This window comes from Pelagibius sp. CAU 1746 (genome assembly GCF_039839785.1).
In the GTDB taxonomy this organism is placed as follows: domain Bacteria; phylum Pseudomonadota; class Alphaproteobacteria; order Kiloniellales; family Kiloniellaceae; genus Pelagibius.
In genome coordinates, this window is the sequence record NZ_JBDOQT010000002.1 from 719,024 (window position 1) to 731,027 (window position 12,004).

A 12,004-nucleotide genomic window follows, 5' to 3' on the forward strand; every position below is an offset into this window, starting at 1 on the left:
TACATACCGACTTAAAGTTACGAAACCCCATCTTGCCATGGACCGGCTATAAGTCCTTGTAAACCAATCAACTCCATGAACTCGCTTAATGATTCGTAAAATCGTTCATGCGCTGAACACTTGACAGCCGCGATTCCCCGCGGGTAGACAGGCCCTGAGGCAAACGCCCTCGCAAGGGGGCAGGGCCGAGCAGGCGGAGCCCCCATTGAGCACCCATTCAGGCTCACCGATCGAACAGGACCAAGAGGCGGAATCGACGCGGCTGATGCTCGATGCGATCGAGACCCGCGATCACGTCACGCAGCGCGGGCTGGCCAGCGAACTGGGAATCGCGCTCGGCCTGACCAACATCTACCTCAAGCGCTGCATAAACAAAGGCCTGATAAAGGTCCGCAAGGCCCCGGCGCGGCGCTACGCCTACTACCTGACCGCCAAGGGCTTTAGCGAAAAGGCCCGCCTGACCGCGAAGTTCCTCGCCCGCTCCCTGAGCTTCTTCCGCCTGGCCCGCGAAGACTGCGCGGAGCTGTTCGGCGCCTGCGAGGCGCGCGGACTTACCCGGGCCGTCCTGGCTGGAGCCGGCGACCTCTGCGAGATCGCCACCCTGGCGGCGCTCGATTCCGGCATCGAGGTCGTGGCGATCTTCGACGAGGAGACCAACCGCCAGCAGTTCGCCGGCGTTCCCGTGGTGCGCAGCCTGGAGACCCTGCCCGAAGACGCGGTCGTCGTCGTGACCGACATCAAGGACCCGCAGGCCGTCTACAACCGGCTCGCGGCGGCACTGGATCCGGAGAGGGTTCTGTTCCCGAACCTGCTCAGGCTTTCCCGGCACCGCGCGCCCCGCGTCGCGGTCGGGCAATCGGGAGCGGCAGGATGAAACAGTGGTACGTCGCGCACACCCATGCCCATGCCGAAGAGCGGGCCCGGCTCAATCTCGAACGTCAGGGTTTTCGGACCTACCTGCCCCGCTACCGGCGTGAGCGCCGCCACGCCCGCCGGCGCGACGTGGTGCGGGCGCCGCTGTTTCCCGGCTATATCTTCGTCCAGATCGACCTGGAGGACGCGCCGTGGCGATCGATCAACGGCACCTTCGGCGTAAACCACCTGATCTGCTACGGCGAGAAGCCGGCGGCGGTGCCCGACGGCGTGGTCGAGGAAATTGCCGCCCGGGAGAACGCGGAGGGGCTGATCGAACTGCAGCCCAAGGGCTTCCGCAAGGGCGAGGCGCTGCGGATCGTCTCCGGCGCTCTGGCCGATTGCCTCGGCTTCTTCGAGAAGATGGCCGACCGGGAGCGGGTCGTCCTGCTGCTCGAACTGCTGGGCAGAAAAGTGCGCGTCGAGGCCCCGCTGCGGGCGATCGCCGCCGGCACCTGACCCGCCGCCCTTCGCAATTGAGCATCCCGGCGAAGTGTTTGTAAGCCAGATGCTTAGACCGCTTTTCGGGCAGGATTAATCCCTGATTCATACAGTTTTTTAATGAATTGAGTGCATAACCGACGAACCATGATGTCGGAACAGCACAAATTCTCAAACGGCAACTGCCTCAACCTGGACGGAAAGTCGGTCCTGGTCACCGGCGGTACCGGATCCTTCGGCAAGAAGTTCATCGAGACGGTCCTGGACCGCTACACGCCACGCCGGGTCATCGTCTTCTCGCGCGACGAGCTGAAGCAGTACGAGATGGCGCTCAGCCTCTCTACCGACAAGTATCCCGCGCTGCGCTATTTCATCGGCGACGTCCGCGACGTGGACAGGCTGGACATGGCGCTGCGCGATGTCGACGTGGTGGTCCACGCCGCCGCCCTGAAGCAGGTTCCCGCGGCCGAGTACAATCCCTTCGAGTGCATCCAGACCAACGTGATCGGCGCCGAGAACGTGGTGCGCGCCTCCCTGCGCAACCGCGTCAGCAAGGTCATCGCGCTGTCGACCGACAAGGCGGCCAATCCGATCAACCTCTACGGCGCCAGCAAGCTGGCTTCGGACAAGATCTTCGTCGCCGCGAACAACCTCTCGGGCCGTGACGGCACCTCCTTCTCGGTGGTGCGCTATGGCAACGTTATGGGTTCGCGCGGCAGCGTGATCCCCTTCTTCCGCAAGCTGATCGACGAGAACGCCGACAGCCTGCCGATTACCGACCCGGAAATGACCCGCTTCTGGATCACCCTGCAGCAGGGCGTCGACTTCGTGCTCTCCAGCCTGGCGATGACTCGTGGCGGCGAGCTCTTCGTCCCGAAGATTCCCAGCATGAAGATCACGGAGCTGGCTCAGTTCATGGCGCCGGATCTGCCGCACAAGGTGGTCGGTATTCGGCCCGGCGAGAAGATCCACGAGGTGCTGATCACCGAGGACGACGCCCGCAACACGCTGGACATCGGCGACCGCTACATCATCTATCCCGAATTCAGCCAGCACGGTAAGCTGAACCAGCAGTACGGCGAGGCCAAGGCCGTTCCGGCGGGCTTTCGCTTTGCCAGCAACATCAACGACGACTGGCTGGGCGGCGCGCGGTTGGCCGCCATGATCTCAGAATGCGGAAAATAGCTCCCTCACAAGGACCCTTCCTGCCCTACGGGCGCCAGCTTATCGAAGAAGACGACATCGCGGCGGTGACCGCGGTGCTGCGCGGCGACTGGCTGACCACCGGCCCGGCCGTCGCGGCCTTCGAGCGGGCGCTCTGCGAAGCCACCGAGGCGCGTCATGCCATTGCCTGCGCCAACGGCACGGCAGCGCTGCATCTGGCGGCCCTGGCCCTCGACCTCGCCCCCGGCGACCGGGTCGTCGTGCCCAGCGTCACCTTCCTGGCCACCGCCAACGCGGTGCGCCTGGCCGGCGGCGAGGTGGTCTTCGCCGACTGCGACGCGGACAGCGGCCTGATGGAGGTTCCCCAGCTCGCCGAGGCCCTGGAGCACGCGGCGGCCGCGCCCGGCGGGCCGCTGAAAGCGGTCTTTCCCGTGCACCTGACCGGCCAGTGCGCCGACCTGCCGGCGCTGGCGGCCCTGGCGGCCGAGCAGGGCCTCACCCTGGTCGACGACGCCGCCCACGCCATCGGCAGTCGCTACCGCGCCGCCGACGGCAATACGAAGCCCATCGGCGACGGCCGGCTGAGCGCCATGACCGCCTTCTCCTTCCACCCGGTAAAGACCATCGCCATGGGCGAAGGCGGCGCGCTGACCACCAACGACGACAACCTCGCCCTGCGCCTGCAGCGGCTGCGCTCCCACGGCATGGTGCGCGAAGAGCGGGAGTGGCAGCACCGCGACCTCGCCTTCGATGCCGACGGCAGCGCCAACCCCTGGTACTACGAGATGCCGGAAGTCGGCCTCAACTACCGGGTCACCGATATTCAGTGCGCTCTCGGCCTCAGCCAGATGAAGAAGCTGAAGCGCTTCGCCGCGCAACGCCGCCGCCTGGCCGACCGCTACGACCGGCAACTCGCCGGCCTGGCGCCGCTGGTGCGGCCCATCGCCCGCTCTGCGAGCTCTGAAGCGGCCTGGCATATCTATCCGCTGCTCATCGACTTCGCCGGCGCCGGCATCAGCCGCGCGCGGGTGATGGCGCGCCTCAAGGCCGCCGGCATCGGCAGTCAGGTGCATTACATCCCGGTCCATATGCAGCCCTATTACCGCCGGCGCTACGGCGATCTCGACCTGCCGGGAGCGCAGGCCTACTACGAGCGTACGCTCTCGCTGCCGCTCTTCGCCGGCATGGAGGACTCCGACGTCGACCGGGTGGCCGCCGCCCTGGCCGAGGTCTTGGGGCGGGGCTGACCACCGGGCAGCCGCCTGCAGGAGGGCGCAGTTGCTGAGGTCCGCGGATTTCCGCTACAAAGCTCCGTCATGAATTCCCCTCCACCCCCCACCCCCGACACGCCCCCCCTGGTGTCCGTCGTCACCGCCGCCTACAACGCGGAGGATTTCATCGCCCAGACCATCGCCTCGGTCCGGGCGCAGAGCCTCGCCGAGTGGGAAATGCTGGTTGCCGACGATTGCTCGGACGACGCCACCGCGGAGATCGTCGCCGCCGCGGCAGCCGAGGACCCGCGCATCCGCCTCATCCGGCTGGAGCGGAACGGCGGCGTCGCCCGGGCGCGCAACGCCGCCCTGGAGCGGGCGCGCGGCCGCTACATCGCCTTCCTGGACAGCGACGACCTCTGGCTGCCGGAAAAGCTGGCGCGCCAGATCGCCTTCATGAAGGCGCACCGTGCCGCCGTTTCCTACACCGCCTTCCGGCGCATCAACGAGGACGGCAGCGTCCTGGGACGCTTGGTCCGCGTGCCCGCGCGCCTGACCTACCGGGAGCTGCTGAAAAACACCGCCATCGCCACCCTGACCGGCATGGTCGACACGGCCAAGACCGGGCCGATCCGCATGACCGAGGCGCGGCGCGACGACTTCATTCTCTGGCTGTCGATCCTCAAACGCGGCTTCACCGCCTACGGCCTGCAGGAAGACTTGGCGCGCTACCGCGTGGTGTCCGGCTCGCTCTCCAGCAAGCCCAAGCGTTCGGCCGCCTGGACCTGGTCGGTTTACCGCCGCGTCGAGAAACTGAATCCGCTGCACGCCCTGTGGTGCATGGCCCACTACGCCACCCGCGCCGTGCTCAAACGGCTGGTCTTCTAGATCATGGCCCCCGTGCTGGTGACCGGAGCCAACGGCTTTGCCGGCGCGGCGATCTGCCGTCACCTGGTCCGGCACGGCTGGCAGGTGCGGGCCTGCGTGCGCAACGCCGCCGCCGCGGTCCCCGAGGGCGTCGAAAAGGTTGTCGTCGGCGAGATCGGGGAGGCGACCGACTGGAGCGCAGCCCTGGCCGGCGTCGACGCGGTGGTGCACTGTGCGGCCCGCGTCCACGTGCTGCGCGAGACCGCGGCGGATCCGCTCACCGCCTTCCGCCGCGTCAACGTCGACGGCAGCCGCGAGCTCGCCGTCCAGGCCGCCGCCGCCGGAGTGCGCCGCTTCGTCTTCCTCAGCTCCATCGGCGCCGCGGTGGCGGAGCGCCAGCCGGCGGCCGCCAGCCCCTATCAGCGGAGCAAGCTGGAAGCCGAGGCCGCGCTGCGCGAAGCCGCCGCCCGCAGCGGCATGGTCCTGGTCATGCTGCGCCCGCCCCTGATCTACGGCCCCGGCGCGCCGGGCAACTTCCGCCGCCTTGCCCGCTTGGTTGCCGCCGGGCGGCCTTTGCCCCTCGCTGCCATCGACAACAAGCGCAGCCTGCTGTTCATCGGCAACCTCGCCGGCGCGGTAGAAGCGGCATTGCGCTGCGACACGGCGCCAGAAGGCCCCCTGGCGCTTTGCGACGGCGAGGATCTTTCGACGCCCGAGCTGGCGCGGCGTATCGGCCGCGCTTGCGGGCGGCCGGCGCGCCTCTTCGCCGTCCCGGCATTGCTCCTGAAGGGGGCCGGGCGCCTGTTCGGCCGGAGCGCCGGCGTCGCGGCGCTGACCGGCAGCCTTACCGTCGACAACGGGCCTATCCGTAAGAGTCTTGGATGGTCTCCCGACTTCAGTGTAGAGGAAGGTCTGACGATGACGTTCCGCGACACGCCACAGGACGCCGCCCGGTGATTCCCCCGGACCGCGAGCGCACCGCCCAGGGGGGCCTCGGGCGCGCCCTGGCTCGCGGCGTCTTCGCCGCCTACAGGGGGCTCGGCACCCTGGCGGCGCCGGCGATCCGCCACTATCTGAACCTCCGCCGCCAGCGCGGCCGCGAAGACCCGGCGCGCATGGAAGAGCGCTTCGGCCGGCCCAGCGTCGCCCGCCCCGCCGGACCGCTGATCTGGATCCACGGCGCCAGCGTCGGCGAGGCGCAGTCCGCCCTGCCGCTCATCGAGCGCCTGCGCCGCGACTGGCCGGGCTTCAGCATCCTGGTCACCACCGGCACGGTGACCTCGGCCCGGCTCATGGCCGAGCGGCTGCCGGAAGGGGTGATCCATCAATTCGTGCCGGTCGACCTGCCCAGCGCGGTCAACCGCTTCCTCGGGCATTGGCACCCGGAAGTCGGCCTGATCATCGAATCCGAGTTCTGGCCCAACCTGCTGCGCAAAGCGGCCTGGCGGGGCACCCGCTTGGTGCTGCTCAACGGCCGCATCTCGCCCGGCTCCTACCGCGGCTGGCGGCGCGCCCGCCCGGTCATCGCCGAACTGCTGTCGAAATTCTCCCTGGTGCTGGCACGCTCGCCGGAGGACCACGAGCACCTCGCGGCCTTGGGGGCCGGCAACGTCGCCTGCCCCGGCAACCTGAAGGCGGCGGCGGCGCCGCTGAGCGCCGATCCGGAGACTCTGGCGCGCCTGGAGGCGGCCCTTGCAGGCCGAGCGCGCTGGCTTGCCGCCTCGACCCATCCCGGCGAGGACCGCATGGCCGGCGAGATCCACCAGGCCCTGCGCGACCGCCTGCCGAGGCTGCTGACCCTGCTGGCGCCACGCCACCCCAACCGTGCCGAGGAGATCCGCCGCGAACTGGAGACCCTGGGCCTCAACGTCGCCCAGCGCAGCCTGGGCGAAGCGATCGAGCCCGGCATCGACGTCTACCTGGCCGACAGCATCGGCGAGATGGGGCTGTGGTATCGCCTGGCCGAGGTGGTTTTCGTCGGCGGCTCCCTGGTGCCGCACGGCGGCCAGAACGTCCTGGAGCCGGCGAAGCTGGACTGCGCCATCCTGTCGGGCCCGCACACCGCGAACTTCGCGCGCATGGCCGCCGACATGGCCACGGCCGGCGCCCTGCGCCAGGTGGACAGCGCGGCGGCCCTGACCGCGGCGGTGGCGGAACTGCAGGAGAATGCGGAGCTGCGCCACGGCATGATCGCCGCCGCCCGCAGCTACGCCGACGGCCAGGCCGGCGTGCTGGAGCGGACCATGGACGCCCTGGCGCCTCTGCTGGCGGAGGTTTCCGGCCGCAAGGCCTGACGTCCATCAAGCGGAAGTGATTGGCCCAGGCCGCCGCGGCGCCTCCATGATGGCGACATGAAGACGCCGCTTCGCCCGCGCCCGCGCGGCTGGGTCGCTGTCGGTCTGGCCGCCCTCGTGTTTTCCTTGGCCCTGGTCCTGGCCACGGCAGACGGCGCGCGGGCCGGCCCGGATCGCTGGGCCGCAGCCTGGCCCGCGACCGACTTCTCCCAAGCCTCCGTCCCCTTCGACGAGATTCTCTCCGGCGGACCGCCCAAGGACGGCATTCCCGCCATCGACGACCCGCGCTTCGTGGCGGTGGCCGAGGCTGCGGACCTGGCCCCGGCGGAGCCCGTGATCGGCCTGGAGATCGCGGGCGACGCCCGCGCCTATCCGCTGCGCATTCTCACCTGGCACGAGATCGTCAACGACACCGTCGGCGGCACGCCGGTCGCGGTGACCTACTGTCCGCTGTGCAACGCCGCCATCGTCTTCGACCGCCGGGTCGCCGGCGCGGCCACCACCTTCGGCACCACCGGCCTGCTGCGCCACTCGGACCTGGTCATGTACGACCGCGCGACCGAGAGTTGGTGGCAGCAGTTCCTCGGCGAGGCCATCGTCGGCGCGCACACCGGCAAGCGCCTGGCTCTGGTACCATCGCGTCTGGAGTCCTGGGAGAACTTCGCCGCGCGTTTTCCCGAAGGCAAAGTGCTGGTCCCCGCCGATCCGAAGCTGCGCCCCTACGGCGCCAACCCCTACGTCGGCTACGACAGCGCCGCGCGGCCCTTCCTCTACGACGGCAGCCTGCCCGAAGGCATCGCGCCCCTGGCGCGTGTGGTGGCCGTCGGCGAGGAGGCCTGGAGCCTGGAACTCCTACGGCGTGAGGGGAAGATCGAAAGCGGCGGGCTGGTCCTGACCTGGACGCCGGGCCAGGCCTCGGCGCTGGACAGCCGGAACCTTGCCGCGGGACGCGACGTGGGCAACGTCGTGGTGCAGCGCCGCGGCGCCGGCGGCCTCGAGGATGTGGCCTACGACGTGACCTTCGCCTTCGTCTTTCACGCTTTCCGGCCTGAAGGCGTCATCCGGCAATAGATCCGGGAATTCGTACCGCGGCGATTCAGTCTCGGCGGTACTGCTCCAGGAAGACCTCGACGACGGTCTTCACGTGGGCCGCGATCTCCGCCTCCGTGACCTTGGCCTGCACACCCAGCATCATACGCAGGTGCAGCGGGTCCTTCAGCAGCGCGAAGAGAAACTTGGCGGCGACCTCGGGGTTGGGCACGCGCAGCCGGCCCATCTTGTCCTGGGCCCGCAGATAGTCCTCGAAGCTGCCGAACCAGCACTTGGGGCCGGTTTCGAAGAAGGTCCGGCCCAACTCGGGGAAGCGCTCGGCCTCCGCCGTCACCGTGCGGAACAGGCTCACCGCTTCCGGCGAGGTGATCAGCCGCAGGAAGCGCATGCCCCGGTCCGTCAGCATCTCCCGCGGTTCGACCTCCGGATCGAGCTCCCAGACGCTCTCCCCCGACAACCTGCCGCAGTGGCGCGTCATGACCGCGGCGAAGAGCACGTCCTTGCCGGGAAAATGGCTGTAGACGGTGCGCTTGGAGACCCCGGCCTTGGCGGCGATGGCGTCCATGGAGACCGCGCCGTAGCCCGACTGCGTGAACAGCTCCGTCGCCGCGGCGACGATCGCCGTGCGCTTCGGCGAAGCCGATTCCTCGCCGTTTGCCGCCATCTCCGGCGGGCAGCCTGTCAGGGCGCTGTCAGTTTCGACGTCTTCAGCCATCACCAATCGCTTGACATCCACGTCAAGACCATATGTAAACTGCACAGTGTAGTTTACAACAAATCGCTTGTCACAACACTACCACGAAGACCGGCATCCAAGCGACAACGGGGCAGCGTCCATGGTATACCAAGGCCACGAAAGCGGCGGAAACGCAAGCAAATCCGGGGGAAATCCAGAAAGCGCCCAGGGCAGCGACGGCTGGGTGGTGGCCTATGCCCGCTGGGTCATCCGCTGGCGCTGGGCGGTGCTGCTGGCCTGCCTGCTGGCGGCCCTGGCCCTGGCCGGCGGCGGGCGCCTCCTGGGTTTTTCCACCGACTACCGGGTCTTCTTCAGCGAGGAGAACCCGCAGCTTCGGGCCTTCGAGTCCCTGCAGCAGGTCTATACCAAGGACGACAACATCCTGATCGTGCTGCAGCCGGCCGAGGGCGACGTCTTCACGCCCAAGACCCTGGCCGCGCTGCGCAGGCTCACCGAAGCCTCCTGGCAGTTGCCCTACTCGCGGCGGGTCGATTCCCTCACCAACTTCCAGCACAGCTACGCCGTAGGCGACGACCTGACCGTCGAGGACCTGGTGCCGGCGCGGCTGCTGGAAGACGGCACGGTCCCAACACCGGAGCGCCTGGCGGCGATCCGCGCCATCGCCCTGGAGGAGCCGCTGCTCGCCGGCCGCCTGGTCGCCCCCGACAGCCGCACCACCGCGGTCAACGTGACTCTCACCCTGCCCGGCGAGAGCGAATTCGAGGTCCCCGAGGCCATGGCCGCGACCCGCGAGCTGGTCGCCGCCTTCGAGGCCGACCACCCGGACATCAAGGTGGCGGTCACCGGCCTGGTGGCGCTGAACGCCGCCTTCAGCGAGGCCAGCCTGTCCGACCTCTCGACCCTGGTCCCCATCATGTACGGGATCATCGTCGCCGGCCTGCTGGTCTTCCTGCGCTCCATCGCCGGCACCGTCGTCACCCTGCTGGTCGTCGGCCTCTCCGCGGCCAGCGCCATGGGGCTGGCCGGCTGGCTCGGCATCCAACTGACGCCGCCCTCCTCCACCGCGCCGACCATCATCCTCACCCTGGCGGTGGCGGACTCCATCCACCTGCTGGTCACCCTGCTGCACGCCATGGGCCAGGGCGCCGACAAGCGCGCGGCCATCGTCGAGAGCCTGCGCGTCAACTTCAGTCCGGTCTTCCTGACCTCGCTGACCACGGCCATCGGCTTCCTGAGCCTCAATTTCTCCGACGCCCCGCCGTTCCGCGACCTGGGCAACATCACCGCCATGGGCGTGACCGCGGCCTGGATCTATTCAGTAACCTTCCTGCCGGCTTTCCTGGCGGTGGTGCCGCTGCGCGCGCCCAAACGACGAAGCCAAGGTAACGACGCCATGGCGCGCCTGGCGGAATTCGTGCTGCGCCGCCGGCGCGCCCTGCTGTGGGGCATGACGGGGCTGGTCGTGGCGCTGGCGCTGTGGATCCCGCGCATCGAGCTGAACGACCAGTTCGTCAACTACTTCGAGCCCTCGATCCCCTTCCGCACCGACACCGATTTCGCCATGGAGAATCTTTCGGGGATCTATCAGATGGAGTTCTCCCTGCCTGCGGCCGAGGCGGGCGGCATCAGCGAGCCCGGCTATCTGGCGAAGATAGATGCCTTCTCCGCCTGGCTGCGCGCGCGCCCGGAGGTGGTCCATGTGCAGTCCATGACCGACATCTTCCGCCGCCTGAACAAGAACATGCACGGCGATGATCCGGCCTGGTACCGCCTGCCCGAGGAACGGGAGCTGGCGGCCCAGTATCTGCTGCTGTTCGAAATGTCCCTGCCCTACGGCCTGGACCTCAACAACCAGATCAACGTCGACAAGTCCTCGCTGCGCGTCATCGCCACCTTGAAGAACATCACCACCCGGCAGGCGCGGCTGCTGAGGACCGCTGCCGACGGCTGGGTCGCCGCCAACATGCCGGGCGCGGCCAGCGAGCCCACCGGCCCCTTCGTCATGTTCGCCTATATCTCCGAGCGCAACATCAAGTCCATGCTGCTCGGCACCGGCCTGGCCCTGGTGCTGATCTCGCTGTCGCTGATCCTGGCGCTGCGCAGCCTCAAGGTCGGCGGGCTCAGCATCATCCCCAACGTGATCCCGGCCGTCATGGCCTTCGGCTTCTGGGGCTTCCTGGTGGGCGAGATCGGCCTGGCGTCTTCCGTGGTCGCGGCCACCAGCCTTGGGATCATCGTCGACGACTGCGTCCACTTCCTCAGCAAGTACCTGCGCGCGCGGCGCGAGAAGGGCGCCAGCCCGGAAGACGCCGTGCGCTATGCCTTCGCGACGGTGGGCCGCGCGCTCTGGGTCACCTCGGCGGTGCTGGTCGCGGGCTTCGCAGCCCTGGCGCTCTCGGCCTTCGAGCTGAACCAGAGCCTGGGCCTCTTGACCGCGCTGGCGATCTTCGCCGCCCTCATCGCCGACTTCCTGCTGCTGCCGCCGTTGCTGCTGGCCATCGACAAGGAGAAGAAGCATGCCGATACCCCTCACGCCCTTGCACGGACAGCCGATGCACAGGCGGCCGACTGACCGGCTGGCGCTGGCCGCCGCCATTCTCACGGTGCTGCTGGTCGGTTTCGCCGGGGCCGCGCTGGCGGAAACTCCGGAGGAGAAGGGCCGGGCCATCGCCGAGGAAGCGGACCGCCGCGACCTCGGCTTCGAGGACAGCTATGCCGAGCTGAAGATGGTGCTGAGCAACAAGCAGGGTGAAAGCAGCACGCGCGAGCTGCGCGTGCAGACCCTGGAAGTGCCGGCGCGGGAGATCGGCGACAAGTCGCTCATCGTCTTCGACCATCCCCGCGATATCGAGGGCACGGCCTTCCTCAGCTTCACCAAGATCCTGGAGCCCGACGACCAGTGGCTTTACCTGCCGGCGTTAAAGCGGGTGAAGCGCATCTCCTCGGCCAACAAGTCCGGCCCCTTCGTCGGCAGCGAATTCGCCTACGAGGACATGCTGTCGCAGGAAGTCGACAAGTACGACTACCGCTGGCTGCGCGACGAGGCCTGCGGCGAGATCACCTGCTTCGTGGTCGAGCGCACTCCGCTGTACGAGAACTCCGGCTATGCGCGCCAAGTGGTGTGGATCGACCAGCAGGAGTACCGCGCCCAGCGCGTCGACTTCTACGACCGCAAGGACTCGCTGCTCAAGACCCTGACCTTCGGCGGCTACAACCGCTACCTGGACCAGTACTGGCGCGCCGACGACTGGTACATGGAGAACCACCAGACCGGCAAAACCACGCGGCTGACCTTCGGCAACTGGGAGTTCCGCCTCGGCCTGGACGATAACGACCTGGACCCCAACCGCCTGAAACGGCTGCGCTGA

At 68.4% G+C, this 12,004-nt stretch carries 11 protein-coding genes; 10 read left to right on the forward strand and 1 reads right to left on the reverse strand.

Translation table 11 applies throughout. From position 1 onward, the window contains the following. Positions 1 to 205 precede the first annotated feature (205 nt). From AAFN88_RS20165 to AAFN88_RS20200, 8 genes are all read left to right on the forward strand, one after another. The gene (locus AAFN88_RS20165) at positions 206 to 874 is read left to right on the forward strand and encodes a winged helix-turn-helix transcriptional regulator (protein ID WP_347522482.1); all 669 of its coding nucleotides are present in this window, start codon (positions 206 to 208) and stop codon (positions 872 to 874) included. Further along, a complete protein-coding gene (locus AAFN88_RS20170; RefSeq protein WP_347522483.1) occupies positions 871 to 1,371 on the forward strand; it encodes a transcriptional activator RfaH in 501 nt (166 codons plus the stop codon). Before AAFN88_RS20165 ends, AAFN88_RS20170 begins: the two co-directional genes overlap by 4 nt. Positions 1,372 to 1,503: 132 nt before the next feature. Next, positions 1,504 to 2,538, forward strand: coding sequence for a UDP-N-acetylglucosamine 4,6-dehydratase (inverting) (gene pseB / locus AAFN88_RS20175; protein WP_347522484.1), 1,035 nt, complete (start codon positions 1,504 to 1,506; stop codon positions 2,536 to 2,538). Then, complete coding sequence (gene pseC, locus AAFN88_RS20180; protein WP_347522485.1) at positions 2,526 to 3,764, forward strand: UDP-4-amino-4,6-dideoxy-N-acetyl-beta-L-altrosamine transaminase; 1,239 nt, start codon at positions 2,526 to 2,528, stop codon at positions 3,762 to 3,764. The genes pseB and pseC overlap by 13 nt, the downstream gene beginning before the upstream one ends. A 69-nt stretch (positions 3,765 to 3,833) precedes the next feature. Beyond that, on the forward strand, positions 3,834 to 4,616 hold the full coding sequence (locus AAFN88_RS20185; RefSeq protein WP_347522486.1) for a glycosyltransferase family 2 protein: 783 nt from the start codon (positions 3,834 to 3,836) through the stop codon (positions 4,614 to 4,616). Positions 4,617 to 4,628: 12 nt separating this feature from the next. Then, a complete protein-coding gene (locus AAFN88_RS20190; protein WP_347522487.1) occupies positions 4,629 to 5,552 on the forward strand; it encodes an NAD-dependent epimerase/dehydratase family protein in 924 nt (307 codons plus the stop codon). Further along, positions 5,549 to 6,889: a 3-deoxy-D-manno-octulosonic acid transferase gene (locus AAFN88_RS20195; protein ID WP_347522488.1), complete on the forward strand. Its 1,341-nt coding sequence runs from the start codon at positions 5,549 to 5,551 to the stop codon at positions 6,887 to 6,889. The genes AAFN88_RS20190 and AAFN88_RS20195 overlap by 4 nt, the downstream gene beginning before the upstream one ends. Positions 6,890 to 6,946: 57 nt before the next feature. Next, the gene (locus AAFN88_RS20200; RefSeq protein WP_347522489.1) at positions 6,947 to 7,960 is read left to right on the forward strand and encodes a DUF3179 domain-containing protein; all 1,014 of its coding nucleotides are present in this window, start codon (positions 6,947 to 6,949) and stop codon (positions 7,958 to 7,960) included. Between the two features lie 25 nt (positions 7,961 to 7,985). Here AAFN88_RS20200 and AAFN88_RS20205 read toward each other — a convergent pair whose 3' ends face one another. Continuing rightward, positions 7,986 to 8,654, reverse strand: coding sequence for a TetR/AcrR family transcriptional regulator (locus tag AAFN88_RS20205; RefSeq protein WP_347522490.1), 669 nt, complete (start codon positions 8,652 to 8,654; stop codon positions 7,986 to 7,988). A 121-nt stretch (positions 8,655 to 8,775) separates the two neighbouring features. On the opposite strand from AAFN88_RS20205, the gene AAFN88_RS20210 reads away from it, so the two are divergent. Both AAFN88_RS20210 and AAFN88_RS20215 read left to right on the forward strand, forming a co-directional pair. Next, complete coding sequence (locus tag AAFN88_RS20210; protein WP_347522492.1) at positions 8,776 to 11,208, forward strand: MMPL family transporter; 2,433 nt, start codon at positions 8,776 to 8,778, stop codon at positions 11,206 to 11,208. Next, positions 11,153 to 12,004: an outer membrane lipoprotein-sorting protein gene (locus tag AAFN88_RS20215; RefSeq protein ID WP_347522493.1), complete on the forward strand. Its 852-nt coding sequence runs from the start codon at positions 11,153 to 11,155 to the stop codon at positions 12,002 to 12,004. The genes AAFN88_RS20210 and AAFN88_RS20215 overlap by 56 nt, the downstream gene beginning before the upstream one ends.